Raw genomic sequence first — 15,172 nt, 5'->3', positions numbered from 1 at the left:
CGCTGGTCAGGACCTGTAGTCCCCGTTGATCGCCACGTACTGTTTTGTCAGGTCGCAGGTCCACATGGTCGCCGAGGCGCGGCCGACGCCGACGTCCACCGACACCTCCAGCTCCTGGTTCTTCATGTAGGCGCTCATCTTGGCCTCGTCGTAGGTCGGCGAAATCAGCCCGTCCTGCGCGGCGACCAGCGGGCCGAACATCACCTTGACCCGGTCGCGGTCGATCGGCTCGTCCGCCCGGCCCACCGCCATCACGATCCGGCCCCAGTTGGCGTCTTCGCCGGCGAACGCGGTCTTGACCAGCGGGCTCTCGCAGATGGTGCGGGCGATCTTGCGGGCGCTGGCCGAGCTCTCGGCCCCGGTCACCGTCACCTTCACGAACTTGCTGGCGCCCTCGCCGTCGCGGACCAGCTGCAGCGCCAGGTCCATCAGCACCGCCTCCAGCTTCACCCGGAAATCCGCCAGGCGCTTGTCGCCGGCCCGCGTGATGTTCGGCGCGCCCGACTGGCCGGTGGCGAACAGCAGCAGGGTGTCGTTGGTCGAGCGGTCGCCGTCCACCGTCACCGCATTGAAGGTGTTGCGGGTGTAGAGGTTGAGCAGGGTCTGCAACGCCGTCGAAGAGATCGCCGCGTCGGTGACCACGAAGGACAGCATGGTGGCCATGTCCGGGGCGATCATGCCCGAGCCCTTGGCGATGCCGGCGATGCGCACCTTTTCCCCGTCGATCGTCGCCTCTGCGTAGGCGCCCTTCGGGAAGGTGTCGGTGGTCATGATGCCGCGCGCGGCGGCGGCCCAGCCGTCGTCGTTCAGCTTGGCTTCCACGTCCGGCAGGCGATGGGTGATCTTGGCGTCGTCGAGCAGCACGCCGATCACGCCGGTCGAGGCCACCATCACGTCGCGCTGGCGGCAGTCGAAGCGCTTGGCGACGGCCGAGGCGACGCGCCGCACCGCGTCGGCGCCCGGCTTGCCGGTGAAGGAGTTGGCGCAGCCAGCGTTGACCACCAGGGCCCGCACGTCCGCGCCCTTGGTCATCTCCAGGTGCTTCTTGCACCAGTCGACGGGAGCCGAGCCGACCCCATGGCGGGTGAACACGCCCGCGCCAGACGTGCCCTTCACGAAGCGCATGACCATCAGGTCCTCGCGGTCGTGCTTGTAGAAGCCGGCCCGGCCGGTGGCCAGCTGCACGCCTGCGATCGGCGGGATTTTCGGAAACGGCACGGCCAGCGGCGAGACGGGCAGCGCACCCTTGGCCGGCTTGGCGGGTTCGGGCTTGGGCGTGGATTCGGGCTTGGGCTGCTTGGCGGTGGCGCGCTTGATCACGCGTTCCAGCGCTTCCACCGGCTTGGCCGCGGCTTCCAGCGCCTTGCCGGCGGTGGACTTCTTCTCGGCAGGCGCCTTTTTCGGCGCGGGGGGCTTGGTCATGGCTTGGCGGCCTTGGCTGGGGCGGCGGGCGCGGCGGGCGCGGCCGGAACTGGGGTGGCGGGAGCGGTCTTGGGGGCGTCGGCCGGTTCCTGCGGTCGCCCGGGAACATCCTGGGGCTGGCCGATCAGGGTCTGGACCTTCGCCTTGCTTCGCAGCTTCTCGAGCAGGTCGCGCACCTGGTCGTAGGTCAGGAAGCGCACGATCTGCGGCCGCGCCGCCTCGAAGGTGATCGGCTGCTCCAGCCGCTTGTCCTCGACCTTCAGGATCGCCCAGCCGCCCTCGACGGCGAACGGGCCGACGATATCGCCGACCTTCGCGCCCTTCAGGTTGGTCGCATAGACCTCGGGCATGACGTCGGCGGTGAAATAGCCCAGGTCGCCGCCGTTGAAGCGGGTGGCGGTGTCGGTCGAGCGCTCCATGGCCAGGGCCTCGAACGAGGCGCCGGTGGCGATCAGCTTGGCGATGGCCTGGGCGTCGGCCTGGCCGGCAACCACGATCTGGCGGGCGCGGACCTCCTCCGACTGCTTGGCCAGCTTCAGCTGCTCCTGGTAGAGGCCGCGGATGGCGTTGTCGTTGACAGCGTCCGAGACGACGCTTTCGACCAGCATGTCGCCCAGGATGCGCTCGCGCGCCGCGGCCAGCCGCTTCTGGGCGACCGGGTCCTTGTCCAGCTTGCGCTTCAGCGCCTCGGCCGCCAGCAGCTTCTGGTCGACCACCTCGTCCAGCACCCGGCGGAACAGGTCCGAGGAGACATCCAGCGGCTCGCCCTCGCCGATCAGGCCCTGGGCCACGGCCTCGCGCTTGACGTCGGAGGCCCAGACGGTCTCGCCATCGACCTTGGCCACGGCGCTGTCGCCCGGCTGGGGCGCGCTGTCGGTCCCGCCACGATCGCCGCAGGCGGCGAGCGCCAGGGCCGCGACCATCATCACGGTCGCGAGCGCCAGGGCGTTGGGGACGCGGCGGAAAACAGAGTTCGTCATCGGCGACGCACCTCGATAGCGAGAAACAGCCCGCGGTCTTCGCCCGTCCCTAGCCAACTCGGCGCGGGGATGCAAAGGTCGCGCCCGATCAAAGGCCCCGGGGAACGGATAACTGCCCCGTCGGTCTCATTTTTCGGAGGAATCATTTCATGACGCGTGAAGCCGTAATCGTCTCCTACGCCCGGACGGGCCTGGCCAAGTCGGGTCGCGGGGGCTTCAACATGACCCCGACCGTCACCATGGCCGCGCACGCGGTGAAGACCGCGGTCGAGCGGGCCGGCGTCGACAAGGCCGCCGTCGAAGACGTGATCCTCGGCAACGTCGGCCACGGGGCCGGCAACCTCGGCCGCCAGGCGGCGCTGCTGGCCGGCCTGCCGATCACCACCTCGGGCGTGACCGTCAACCGCTTCTGCTCCTCGGGCCTGCAGACCATCGCCACGGCGGCGAACTACATCCGTAACGACGGCGCGGACGTCGCGGTCGGCGCCGGCGTCGAGAGCCTGTCCTTCCCCGGCGGCGGCATGGGCGGCATGGAGAACTTCGACCCGGCCCTGACCGCCCAGTATCCGGCGATCTTCATGCCGATGATCGACACCGCCGACATCGTCGCCGAGCGCTACAAGGTCAGCCGCGAGGCCCAGGACGAGTACAGCCTGGAAAGCCAGCTGCGTATGGCCGCGGCTCAGCAGGCCGGCAAGTTCAAGGACGAGATCGTCCCGCTGGCGACCAAGATGAAGGTCGTCAACAAGGAGACCAAGGAAGAGAGCATCGTCGACTACGTCGTCGACCGTGACGAATGCAACCGCCCCGACACCACCATCGAGGGCCTGCGCAAGCTCCAGCCGGTCCGCGGCGAGGGCAAGTTCATCACCGCCGGCAACGCCAGCCAGCTTTCGGACGGCGCCGCCGCCGTGGTGCTGATGGAAGCGAAGGCCGCCGCCAAGGCCGGCGTCGAGCCGCTCGGCGCCTTCCGCGGCTGGGCCGTGGCCGGCTGCGAACCCGACGAAATGGGCATCGGTCCGGTCTTCGCCGTTCCGCGCCTGCTGGAACGTCACGGCCTGAAGATCGACGACATCGACATCTGGGAGCTGAACGAAGCCTTCGCCAGCCAGTGCCTCTATTCGCGCGACAAGCTCGGCATCGACCCGGAAAAGTACAACGTCAACGGCGGTTCGATCGCCATCGGCCATCCCTACGGCATGACCGGCGCGCGCCTGACCGGCCACATCCTGCTGGAAGGCAAGCGCCGCGGCGCCAAGTGGGGCGTCGTCACCATGTGCATCGGCGGCGGCATGGGCGCCGCAGGCCTGATTGAAATCTACTGATTTTATCAGGCCGCCCGTCGGCGCCCATCGCTCAGGAAGGCCGAAACCGCTCCGGCGGTTTCGGCGGGGCGCCGCAGGCCTGATTGAAATCTACTAAGACTTGAACGCTGACCTATCCCCCGCTCATCCCGGCGAAAGCCGGGACCCAAGCTGAATCTCAGCCGAGCGGGGGATAGGTTTTCTACACCTACATTCTCGCGAGCGGTCCGCGCGGCACGCTCTACGCCGGCAGCACCGACAACCTGCCGCAGCGGATTTTGGACCATAAGGCCAAGACCCGTCCCGGTTTCACCGCCAAGTACGATGTGACCCAGTTGGTCTGGTTCGAGTTCTATGAAACTCGCGAAGGCGCCTTTCGGCGCGGGCGCCAGATCAAGGAATGGAAACGCCGCTGGAAGATCGAGTTGATCGAGACGATGAATCCGGTCTGGCGCGACCTTTATCTCGAACTCAATAACCTGATCTCGTGAAGTTGAAGGGCCGCTTGGGTCCCGGCTTTCGCCGGGATGAGCGGTTGTGGGACGGTCACGCCGCGTTGACACTGGCATGGCCGCTGCTTAAGTCTCGCCCGCCCTGAAAAGAGCGGAATTTCCGGGCAGGCGAGCAGGCCAGACAGGGCCCCGCCGGGCCCCTCCCGCAATCCGGAACGACTTCCCTTGAGCATCTTCCAACGCTTCTTCGGCTCTTCAAACGACCGCAAGGTCAAGGCTCTCAACGCGCGGGTCGCCAAGATCAACGCTTTCGAGCCGAAGATGCAGGCGCTCTCCGACGACGAGCTGCGCGCCAAGACCCAGGAGTTCAAGGACCGCCTGGCCGCCGGCGAGACCCTCGACCAGATTCTCGAAGAGGCCTTCGCCGTCGTGCGCGAGGCCTCCAAGCGCGTCCTGGGCCAGCGGCATTTCGACGTCCAGATGGTCGGCGGCATGGTGCTGCACAACGGCGGCATCGCCGAGATGCGGACCGGTGAAGGCAAGACCCTGGTCGCCACCTCGCCCGTCTACCTGAACGCGCTCGCCGGCAAGGGCGTGCACGTCATCACCGTCAACGACTACCTGGCCCAGCTGCACGGCGACTGGATGGCCCAGGTCTACGGCTTCCTCGGTCTGTCGACCGGCGTCATCGTCCATGGCCTCAGCCAGAGCCAGCGCCAGGCCGCCTACCAGGCCGACATCACCTATGGCACGAACAACGAGTTCGGCTTCGACTACCTGCGCGACAACCTGGTCTACGACGCCAGCGAGATGGTGCAGCGCGGCCATCACTTCGTGATCGTCGACGAAGTCGACTCCATCCTGATCGACGAAGCCCGCACCCCGCTGATCATCTCCGGCCCGACCGAGGACCGCAGCGAGCTCTACAAGACCATCGACCTGGTCATCAAAGAGCTGATCCAGAACCCGGCGACGTTCGACCACGACGAGAAGCAGCGCCAGGTCATCCTGACCGAGGAAGGCTCCGAGACCGTCGAGGAGATGCTGGTGGCCGGCGGCCACCTGGAGCCCGACTCGGCCGGGCTCTATGACGCGGCCAATGTCTCGATCGTCCACCACGTGAACCAGGCGCTGCGCGCCAACGTCCTCTACACCCGCGAGAAGGACTACATCGTCCGCGACGGCGAGGTGATCCTGATCGACGAGTTCACCGGCCGCATGATGCATGGCCGCCGCCTGTCCGAGGGCCTGCACCAGGCCATCGAGGCCAAGGAAGGCGCCCATATCCAGCCCGAGAACCAGACCCTGGCCTCGGTCACCATCCAGAACTACTTCCGCCTCTACACCAAGCTGTCGGGCATGACCGGCACCGCGGCCACCGAGGCTCAGGAATTCGGCGACATCTACAAGATGGACGTGGCCGAGATCCCGACCAACCGTCCCGTCGCGCGCATCGACGACGACGACGAGGTCTATCGCACGGCCGACGAGAAGAACCGCGCGATCATCAAGCAGATCGAGGAATGCTATGTCCGCGGCCAACCGATCCTGGTCGGCACGGTCTCGATCGAGAAGTCCGAACAGCTTTCCGAGCTGCTGAAGGCCCACAAGTTCGAGCACAACGGCAAGAAGCAGAACGGCATTCCGCACAACGTGCTGAACGCCCGCTATCACGAACAGGAAGCGCTGATCGTGGCCGACGCCGGCGTGCCCGGCGCCGTCACCATCGCCACCAACATGGCCGGCCGCGGCACCGACATCCAGTTGGGCGGCAACATCGACATCCGCGTGCTCAAGTGGCGCGACGAGCAGAAGGGCCTCGGCATCGAGGTCACCCCCGAAGCCGCCGCTGAGGAGCGCCAGCGCATCGAGGCCGAAACCAAGGCCCTGAAGGAACAGGCCCTCGCCGCCGGCGGCCTCTACGTGCTCGGCACCGAGCGCCACGAAAGCCGCCGCATCGACAACCAGCTCCGCGGCCGGACCGGCCGTCAGGGCGACCCTGGCCACTCCAAGTTCTTCCTCTCCTGCGAAGACGATCTGCTGCGCATCTTCGCCGGCGAGCGCCTGGACGCCATCATGCGCACCTTCGGCGTCCAGGACGGCGAGGCGATCACCCACAAGTGGCTGAACGCGGCCATCGAGAAGGCCCAGAAGCGCGTCGAGCAGCGCAACTACGAAATCCGCAAGAACCTGCTCAAGTACGACGACGTCGTGAACGACCAGCGCAAGGCCGTGTTCGAGCAGCGCGCCGAGTTCATGACCGCCGCCGACCTCTCGGAAATCATCACCGAGATGCGCCAGGACACTGTCGCCGACCTGGTCGAGCGCCACCTGCCGCCCAAGGCCTATGCCGAACAGTGGGACATCGCCGGCCTGACCGAGCGCGTAAAGGAACTGCTGGGCCTCGACCTGCCGCTGGCCGACTGGGCCGCGGAAGAGGGCATCGCCAACGAGGAGTTCCAGGAGCGCCTGCAGAAGGCGGCCGATGAGCGCGCCGCCGAGCGCGAGCAGATGATCAGCCCCGAGCAGATGCGGGGCCTGGAAAAGAGCTTCCTGCTGCAGATGATCGATCTTCAGTGGCGCGAGCACCTGATGCACCTCGACCACCTGCGCAACGTCATCGGCCTGCGCGGCTACGGCCAGCGCGACCCGCTGAACGAGTACAAGACCGAGGCCTTCTCGCTGTTCGAGAAGCTGCTGGTCGACCTGCGCCAGAACGTCACCCGCTGGCTGATGACGGTCGAGTTCCAGTTCGCCGAGCCGGTCGAGCCGGTCGCGCCCCTGGCCGGCCTGACCGAAGTCCACATGGACCCGCTGACCGGCGAGAACATCGCCCAGATGGGCGCCCTGCCGGACGGCCTGTCGGCCGAACAGCGTCAGGCCCTGCCGATCACCGCGCTGCCGGACGGCTGGGAGCACACCGGCCGCAACGCTCCCTGCCCCTGCGGCTCGGGCAAGAAGTTCAAGCACTGCCACGGGGCGCTGGTCTAAGGCGTCCCGGCCGTGGCGGAGTACGTCCTCGAGGTCGAAGGCCGCTGCCCGGTCTGCGAGCAGCCGGCGACCTTCGCCTCCAAGGACGCCTGGCTGCGCGACCATTTCCTCTGCCTGTCGTGCGGCTCGCAGCCGCGCGAGCGGGCTCTGTTCTCGGTGCTCGCCCAGCTGCGGCCCGACTGGCGCAAGCTCGCCATCCATGAGAGCTCGCCGGGCACAGCGGCCAGCCGCCGGCTGGCCGATCAGGCGCCGGGCTATCTCGCCAGCCAGTATGACCCGTCGATCCCCTGGGGGTCTGTCCATCCGACCGGCGGCTGGCGCTCCGAGGATCTGGAGCGCCAGACTTTCGAGGACGAGACGTTCGACCTGGTCGTCACCCAGGACGTCATGGAACACGTCTTCGCGCCCGACCTGGCGGTGCGCGAGATCGCCCGCACCTTGAAGCCGGGCGGCCTGCACATCTGCACCGTACCGATCGTGAACAAGGAAAAGCCGTCGGTGCGCCGCGCCAGACGCCGCCCCGACGGCTCGGTCGAACACCTCTTGGAGCCGGTCTATCACGGCAACCCGATGAGCGCCGACGGCGCCCTGGTCACCGTGGATTGGGGCTATGACATCGCCGCCTGGTGGGATCGCGCCAGCGGTATGAGCACGACCGTCTTCACCATCGACGACATCGGCCGCGGCATCCGCGCGGAATACATCGAGGTCCTGGTATCGCGAAAGGGGCCGCTGCCGGACCTCTCGGGCGACCACCAGCCGCCTGGAGAGGTGCGCCGCGCGCCGTTGCCTGCGGCGCCACGCCGGGGCTTCTTCTCGCGCCTGCTGCCCTAGTTCGCCACCGCGTAGCGCAGCACTTTGCGGCTGCTCGCCGGCAGGTCCAGCCGCCACAGCAGATCGCCCGCGCTCGCCTCCTGCGGTCGGGGCCCAGCCACCAGCCGCCCCTGCCCTGCCATCCTGTGTCGGTATTCCACGCGCACCGGATGCGGCTTCCTGTTGAGGATCTCGACCTCCACCGTGCGTCGCTCGCGACCGTCGACATGCTTCTCCTCGACGATCCGCGGCTCGACCGTGACGTCGATCGCCTGCCCGATCTCCAGGTCGCCCTTCAAACCCACCGGCAGGTCGCGCTCGAGCCGATCCTCGCCCGCCAGGATGGTCCCGCCGCCGGCGGCGGGCTCCATCACCGCGACCGAGCCGGCCGGCAGCGGCTTTCCGAGCCCCTCGGCGACGCGGTTGTCCAGCCGCAACAGCACACGGGCCGGCTCCGCCTCGTCCCCGCCGTCGTAGTCGAAGGCGTAGACCCGCTGCACGGCCACCCTGGGCTGGTGCAGGAAGGCCACCTGCTTGATCTGCCGCGCGGCGATGCTGGTCGCCTCCGGCAGGCTGTAGAGCTTGTAGTCGCCGAGGTCGCTCTGCCGGGCCATGCCGGTCACGACGACTTCCTCGACAGCCTCCAAGCGCCGTTCCGCCCGCGGAACCGGCAGCGGTGGAATCGGCGGCCCGCCGGACGGCGCCACGCCCGACGCCCAGCAGAGCCGGGGTGCGGAGGCCCAGGGCGGGTCTATCGGCCGCGTTCCGTCGTCCCGCGACAGGTCGCCGGCCACCACATGTGTCGGCGTCTCGCCGAACCGCGCGCCGCTCATATTGGCCAGGGTGATCCAGCCGAACAGGTCGATGCTGCGCCCGTCCGCCGACAGCGTCGCCACATAGTCGGCCGACCAGCTCAGCCCGGTCGCCAGGTAGCTCAGCCGCACGTCCTGCGGCCCGCCCTTCTCACTCTCGACCACCATCGAGAAGGTGGGATCGGCCGCCAGACTCGGCGGCACGTCATCGAACACGATACGCTCGGGCAGGCCTGCGCAACCCAACGCCTCCAGTTTGCCGTCGATCTCCAGCACGACGCCGTCGCCCGCCGCCCGCACCACCGCCGGCCGCTCGGTCACCCGACCCGTCGCCGGATCGGTCCGCACGATCCGCACGGTGCGCCCGACCGACTTGACCATCAGCGCCGCCGGGCTCAGCAGATCGTAGTCGGCGTTGCGCTCCACCACCTGCGCCTTCAGGCCTTCCAGGGTTGCGGTCTGGGGAATGATCCGCTCGGCCACGCCGCGGAACTTCACCACCGAGCGTCCGGCCGGCAGGTCGAGACGCCGTGTTTCGGTGACCAGCGCCAAGCCTTCCTGCGGCGGGGCGTATCGCAGCCGCGCCGTCTCCACCGGCCCGTCGCGATAGATGGTCACCGCCACCGCCTGCGGCGCATCCGAGACCACGGCGGCCTGCGCCCGCGCCGCCCCGGGCAGGACCAGCAGCGCCAATAATGGCGCGAGCGGCTTCACCAGCCGACCTCGACGGTGAAAGTCAGCTCCTTCTCTCCCTCAGCCGGGGCGGTGACGTCCCAAGCCATCGAATGAGCGTCCAGCCTGCGGCCCGGCTGGCTCTCGGCGATCAGCTTCACCTCGCCCCACATGCCCATCTGGCGGATGTTCACCGTGGCCGGCGCCTTGCGCGCATTGCGCACCAGGTAGCGCATCTCGTAGCGCGTGCGGTCCTTCCAGACGCCCAGCGGCTTGACCGAGACCAGGGTCGGCAGCACGGTCACGTCGAACGCCTCGCCGGTCTTCACCGACAGTTCGGACCCTTGCGGCGTGTGGTCGATGCGGTTCTCGCCGATGAACTTGGCCTCGCCGGCGCCGTCGCGCATGTAGACCCGCACAACGCCGGCCGGCAGTTGCGCGCCCAGGCCGCCCGCCCGCGAATTGGCGAACTGCAGCGCCACGTCGGCATGGGCCGGCTCCTGCTGGCTCTCGAAGCCGCGGGCGCGATATTCGTACGCCTTGCGCGCCTGACCGCCGGTCACGTCCAGGAAGCTGACCTGCTTGGTCTGGTTATTGGCCACGGTCGTCCGCTCGGCCAGCGGATAGACGTAGTAGTCGGCGATGGCCTGTCCGCCGCTGGCCTCGGTCCCGCCGCTGGTCATCCCGCGCGAGGGCCTCGGCTGCTGCGCATAGGGCTGGTACCCGCCCTCCAGATTGACGTTGCCGGCGACGAGTTGCGTCCTGGCCTCAGGATAGTCCACGCCCGAGCTGTTGCTCAGCGTCACCCAGCCCTGCAAGTCCAGTTTACCGGCCTTTTCGTCGAACACCGCCACATAGTCGGCCTTCCAGGACAGGCCATGGGTCAGGTAGCGCAGCGTCGTGTCGCGCCGCCCGGCGCTCGCCGCCTGCACCGTCACCGACAGCGTCGGGCGCGCCCGCAGGTTCTCCGGGATCTTGTCGAAGATCACCCGGGTCGGCACGCCGTCCTCGCGCAGAACCTCGATGCGGTCGCCGATACGCAGAACCACGCCCTGGTTGACCGACAGCACCGTCGCCGTCTCGGTCGTCTGCGCGCCGGTGGCCGGATTGGTGCGCACGACCTGCACCTGCTTGCCGACGGCCTTCTCCATCAGCTTAGCCGGCGTCAGCAGATCGTAGTCGAAGTTCTGTTCGACGATTGCGATGTCCCGCCCGGCCAGGGCCACGGTCTCGGGCCGGATCTGGGCCGAAACGTCACGAAACTCCAGCCGCTGGCGCCCCGCGGCGACGTCCTGGCTGCGCACGTCCTGCACCAGGGCCAGGTTGGAGTTGTAGATCGTCAGCGAAAGGTCGCGATCGGCCGCGCTCGCCGAAGTTCCGACCGCCACGGCCAGCGCCGCCCCTATCCATGCCCGCAAGACGCTCACCCCTCCGTTGCACGCAAGACGCTCGCACAACCGATGAACCAAGTCGAGGCGGCCAGCCGGCCGGGTCGGTGATCTTGAACCTACGCGTTGCGGCCGGAGAAGGCTGGGCTCCGTGACCGGCCTTCTCCGGGGCGAGCGAAAGTCTGCGTCCTACACTCCGTTCGCCGCGCTGAGCACGGCCCGCACCGAGGCGGTCGCCACGTCCGCGTCCATGCCGACGCCGAAGATCGTGCGCCCGTCGCCCGTTCGGCACTGGACATAGGCCGCGGCCATGGCGTCGCCACCCGCGCCGATGGCGTGCTCCTGGAAGTCGCTGACGTCCAGCTTCACGCCGCAGTCGCTCTCCAGGGCCGCCAGCAGGCTGGAGATCAGCCCGTTGCCGCGGCCGCGGATGGTGATCTCGCGTCCGTCCAGCCGCAGTTCGCCGACGAACAGGCGTTGGCCGTCGCTGCGCGAGACGCCGGTCTCCTCGAAGCTGACCAGCTCGAAGCGCTGGCCCGGCGTCAGGCGATAGGCCCGCTCGAACGCGCCCCAGATATCCGCGGTGGTCAGCTCCTGGCTGGTCTCGTCGGCCAGTTGCTGCACCACGCGGCTGAAGTCGGCCTGCATCGGCTTGGGCAGCTTCAGCCCCTTGTCCTGCTGCAGCACCCAGGCGACGCCGCCCTTGCCCGACTGCGAATTGACCCGGATGACCGCCTCGTAATTGCCGCCCAGGTCGGCCGGATCGATCGGCAGGTAGGGCATGGCCCAGACCTCGTCATTGCGCCGGGCCCGCGCCTCGAAGCCCTTCTTGATCGCGTCCTGGTGGCTGCCGGAGAACGCCGTGAACACCAGCTCCCCGCCATAGGGATGGCGCGGGTGCACCGGCAACTGGTTGCAGTATTCGACCGTCTTCACGACGGTCTCCATGTCCGAGAAATCCAGCCCCGGATCGACGCCCTGGGTGTAGAGGTTCAGCGCCAGGGTCACCAGGTCGACATTGCCGGTCCGCTCGCCATTGCCGAACAGGCAGCCCTCGACCCGGTCGGCGCCGGCCATCACCGCCAGTTCCGCCGCCGCCACCCCGGTGCCGCGGTCGTTGTGCGGATGGACAGAGATCACTACGCTGTCGCGCCGCGACAGGCGCCGGTGCATCCACTCCACCTGGTCGGCATAGACGTTGGGACCTGCCGCCTCGATGGTCGCCGGCAGGTTCAGGATCACCGGCTTTTCGGGCGTCGGCTCCAGGACATCCATCACCGCCTCGCAGACCTCCAGGCTGAACTCGAGCTCGGCGGTCGAGAAGGTTTCGGGGCTATATTCATAGCTCCAGTCCGTGCCCGGCCGCTTCTCCGCCTGCTCGCGCATGATCCGCGCGCCCTCGACGGCCAGAGCCTTCACGCCCGCCCGGTCCAGGCCGAACACCACCTCGCGCCAGACCGGCGAGATGGCGTTGTAGAGGTGCACGGTCGCTGCGCGCGCGCCCTCCAGGCTCTCGAAGCTGCGCTCGATCAGGTCGCGCCGCGACTGGGTCAGCACCTGGATCATCACGTCGTCCGGCACGCGCCCCTGGTCGATCAGGCCGCGGATGAAGTCGAACTCCGTGGCCCCGGCCGAAGGGAAGCCGACCTCGATCTCCTTCAGGCCGATGGCGACCAGCAGGTCGAAGAAGCGCTGCTTCTTCTCGGCGTTCATCGGGTCGGCGAGCGCCTGGTTGCCGTCGCGCAGGTCGGTCGAGAGCCAGCGGGGGGCCTTGGTGACGACCTTCGACGGCCATTGGCGGTCAGGCAGGTCGACGGGCGGAAAGGGACGATACTTGACGGACGGGTCGCGCAGCATGGAGCGGCTCTCTCACAGGGAGGCGTACAGGAAGACAGATTGTGAGGCTTGCGTGCCGCCGCCGGGGCAGCCCTTTAGGTCCGGCGGCCGCCGGTAAGTCGCGTGACGCGGAGCAGGGCTGCAAAGGCGCTGACCATGCCGCCTTCATAGCGGCGGCCGGCGGCAGGTTCAACCGCGACGCTGCTTCAATTGCATGCGCACGAAAGCCACGGCCACGATCGAGAGCGGGCCATACATCGAGATCGCGTTTACCGCGAACACGGCCGACACGTTGCTGTCGTTCGTCCTCACGTCTGGAAACAGGGCGGCGCCGAAAAACGTCCAGAACAGGAGGTGGATCAGAGGCAGCAAGCCTCCGAGCGCTGCAAGCGCCGCCGCGCGGCGCCGTCCGTCCCGGAGCATCAGGCCCCCGAAAAGCAAGCAGAGCAGCGTCGCCGCCCACCCTCCGTACAGCATGTAGCCAAAGATGATGAGCTGGAGAGCATCGAGGTGGATGAAATCGTAGCTCGTCACGCGCCCGACCCCGTCGTGACAAAGGTCTCGCTCTCGATCACCCACTGGCCGCGCACCTTCTTCCAGGCCGCCAGATAGGGGCCGCTCGAACTCGCGTCCTTCCAGGTCGCCAGCCAGGTCCCGGTCTCGGCCGCCCGCTCGCCGGCCGGGTCGAGCGCCACGTCCTGGGTCGTGCGCGCATAGGTCACGAAGCTCGGATCGGCGAACTGCGCCTCGAACGCGGCGAGGATCGCGGGGGCGCCCATCAGCAGGCCGCCCTCGCCGGAGATCAGGGTCGCGCCAGGGTCGAAGAACGGCGCCAGCCGCCGCGCATCATGCGCGGCGATCAGCTTGTTGGTCAGCTTGCGGCGGGCGCGGATGGCGTCTTCGGGGGCGGTCATGCCCTGAGCCTTACCACACGGCACTCAGTGTCATCCCGGTTTCGGCGCAGCCGAAGACCGGGACCCATGAACACCAGATCACGCAGGATGCGGCTTCGTCCGCCTCAGAGCACACAGCGCGGCGCGAATGTCCCCCGAACAAGCGCTTGGCGCCGTCCGGGATGACACGCGAGGGGCCTACTCCGACACCCAGTTCCCGTGGAACCCGAACGGCACGCGGCGCGGCAGTTCGGCGGTTCCGATCGGGCCCTTGGCGACGTCCAGGGCGTCGAAAACCAGGAAATCGCTGCGGTTCTCGGCCGCCCGCCAGACCACCGCGGTCAGCCAGCCGTCGCCCTCGTCGGCGCCTTCCGAGCGCGGGGTGAACACCGGCTCGGACGTCATGTCCCCGCCGGACAGCTCATAGACCTGGCGCTTGCCGGTCTTCAGGTCCAGGTGGGCGATGGCGCTCTGCTTGATCGTCTTGGCGCCGCCCGGATCGGCCGCATACCAGCCATGGCGATAGGCGCTCCCGGCGAACCGCTCGTCGAAGCGCGGGAACTCGCCGTCCAGGTCGTCGATCGGCTCGACCTTGATGGCGTCCGAATTGCCCGACAGGTCGAAGGTCCAGCGCACCATACGTGCGGCGGTCTTCTGCCCGGGCGATCCGTCGGCGTTGGGGAACAGCGGCGCGGCCGGATATTCGAACACGTCGGCCACCAGCTTGCCGTCTTCCTCCCAGGCGTTCATCGGGTGGAAGACATAGGACGAGGGGGCGTTGAACCAGCGGATCGACGAGACGTCGCCGTCGCGGCGCATCACCGCCACGTGATTGCCCTTGTCCGGCTCCCAGGCGAAGGCCGGCAGGCCCTTCATCGCCCGCTCCAGGCTGCCGGTCAGCGGCAGCACCGGGAAGGCGACATAGTTCTCGGTCACCAGGAAATCGTGGATCATCGAGGAATAGGGCGCCTCGAAGTCGTCGCGCCGCACCACCTCGCCGGCGGCGTTGGTGACGCCGTAGCTGATGCCCGTGCCGAACGGCATCGGCCCGATGCCGTAGCCGAACCAGACCATCTCGCCGGTCTTGGGGTCGATCTTCGGGTGCGCGGTCACGCGGCCCTTGTAGGTCTCCGCCGGTCCCTTGGACTCCAGGCTCCGGGGCTGCATCTCGAAGGGCAGGTGGCCTTCCTCCAGCGCCAGCAGCTTGCCGGCATGGAAGACGATGTTGGTGTTGGCCACCCCGCCGCTGTCCTTGCCCAGCACGCTGGGATCGGTGGTCGCCGGATTGCCGAACGCGCCCCACAGCGCCCGGCCCGCCGCGTTCTCCGCTTCCCACTTGGGCGTGCGCACATAGCGGTTGCGGTATCCGACCTTGCCGTCCTCGACGTGGAAGGCGTGGACCATGCCGTCGCCCGAGAACCAATGGTAGTCGCCCCGCGGCTCGAACTGCGGGTTCGGGCCGGTGCGGTAGAGCGTGCCGCGCAGGCCCTTGGGGATTTCGCCCTTCACCACGAGATCGAAGTCGTCCTCGCTGCGGACCGGCGCGAAATTGCCGGCCAGATACGGATTGATGCGAACTTCGCCGTCCATCTGCGTCTTCTCCCTCTCT

General features: G+C 68.2%; 12 protein-coding genes. 4 read left to right on the top strand and 8 right to left on the bottom strand.

All coding sequences use genetic code 11. The features are described 5' to 3' along the window. Nucleotides 1-6: 6 nt before the first annotated feature. Together argJ and ACE3T2_RS00210 are read right to left on the bottom strand one after the other, a co-directional pair. A complete protein-coding gene (gene argJ, locus ACE3T2_RS00215; protein WP_374653459.1) occupies nt 7-1,422 on the bottom strand; it encodes a bifunctional glutamate N-acetyltransferase/amino-acid acetyltransferase ArgJ in 1,416 nt (471 codons plus the stop codon). Beyond that, entirely contained in the window at nt 1,419-2,402 is a 984-nt protein-coding gene (locus ACE3T2_RS00210) for a peptidyl-prolyl cis-trans isomerase (RefSeq protein WP_374653457.1), read from the bottom strand. Before ACE3T2_RS00210 ends, argJ begins: the two co-directional genes overlap by 4 nt. Before the next feature lie 149 nt (nt 2,403-2,551). Between ACE3T2_RS00210 and ACE3T2_RS00205 the strand changes: the two genes are divergently transcribed. From ACE3T2_RS00205 to ACE3T2_RS00190, 4 genes are all read left to right on the top strand, one after another. Further along, entirely contained in the window at nt 2,552-3,727 is a 1,176-nt protein-coding gene (locus ACE3T2_RS00205) for an acetyl-CoA C-acyltransferase (protein WP_374653455.1), read from the top strand. Between the two features lie 191 nt (nt 3,728-3,918). Next, on the top strand, nt 3,919-4,197 hold the full coding sequence (locus ACE3T2_RS00200; protein WP_374654037.1) for a GIY-YIG nuclease family protein: 279 nt from the start codon (nt 3,919-3,921) through the stop codon (nt 4,195-4,197). 186 nt (nt 4,198-4,383) lie between these two features. Then, nucleotides 4,384-7,149 (top strand): preprotein translocase subunit SecA, encoded by a 2,766-nt coding sequence (gene secA, locus ACE3T2_RS00195; RefSeq protein WP_374653453.1) that lies wholly within the window; start codon nt 4,384-4,386, stop codon nt 7,147-7,149. A gap of 12 nt (nt 7,150-7,161) precedes the next feature. Beyond that, nucleotides 7,162-7,983, top strand: coding sequence for a class I SAM-dependent methyltransferase (locus tag ACE3T2_RS00190; RefSeq protein ID WP_374653451.1), 822 nt, complete (start codon nt 7,162-7,164; stop codon nt 7,981-7,983). Here ACE3T2_RS00190 and ACE3T2_RS00185 read toward each other — a convergent pair. The 6 genes from ACE3T2_RS00185 to ACE3T2_RS00160 all read right to left on the bottom strand — a co-directional run bounded on the left by ACE3T2_RS00185 (nt 7,980) and on the right by ACE3T2_RS00160 (nt 15,153). Beyond that, a complete protein-coding gene (locus tag ACE3T2_RS00185) occupies nt 7,980-9,488 on the bottom strand; it encodes a DUF4139 domain-containing protein (RefSeq protein ID WP_374653449.1) in 1,509 nt (502 codons plus the stop codon). The two genes, ACE3T2_RS00190 and ACE3T2_RS00185, sit on opposite strands and share 4 nt — an antisense overlap. Beyond that, a complete protein-coding gene (locus ACE3T2_RS00180; RefSeq protein WP_374653447.1) occupies nt 9,485-10,873 on the bottom strand; it encodes a DUF4139 domain-containing protein in 1,389 nt (462 codons plus the stop codon). The genes ACE3T2_RS00185 and ACE3T2_RS00180 overlap by 4 nt, the downstream gene beginning before the upstream one ends. Before the next feature lie 150 nt (nt 10,874-11,023). Then, on the bottom strand, nt 11,024-12,691 hold the full coding sequence (leuA, locus tag ACE3T2_RS00175; protein WP_374653445.1) for a 2-isopropylmalate synthase: 1,668 nt from the start codon (nt 12,689-12,691) through the stop codon (nt 11,024-11,026). 168 nt (nt 12,692-12,859) lie between these two features. Continuing rightward, nucleotides 12,860-13,204 (bottom strand): hypothetical protein, encoded by a 345-nt coding sequence (locus tag ACE3T2_RS00170; RefSeq protein WP_374653443.1) that lies wholly within the window; start codon nt 13,202-13,204, stop codon nt 12,860-12,862. Beyond that, nucleotides 13,201-13,584 (bottom strand): nuclear transport factor 2 family protein, encoded by a 384-nt coding sequence (locus ACE3T2_RS00165; protein ID WP_374653441.1) that lies wholly within the window; start codon nt 13,582-13,584, stop codon nt 13,201-13,203. Before ACE3T2_RS00165 ends, ACE3T2_RS00170 begins: the two co-directional genes overlap by 4 nt. Before the next feature lie 177 nt (nt 13,585-13,761). Next, entirely contained in the window at nt 13,762-15,153 is a 1,392-nt protein-coding gene (locus ACE3T2_RS00160; RefSeq protein ID WP_374653439.1) for a carotenoid oxygenase family protein, read from the bottom strand. Nucleotides 15,154-15,172: the final 19 nt, after the last annotated feature.

This window comes from Phenylobacterium sp. (genome assembly GCF_041919955.1).
In the GTDB taxonomy this organism is placed as follows: Bacteria; Pseudomonadota; Alphaproteobacteria; order Caulobacterales; family Caulobacteraceae; genus Phenylobacterium.
Note: the sequence above shows the minus strand (reverse complement) of the source record. Positions and strands in the feature narration are given on the sequence as shown.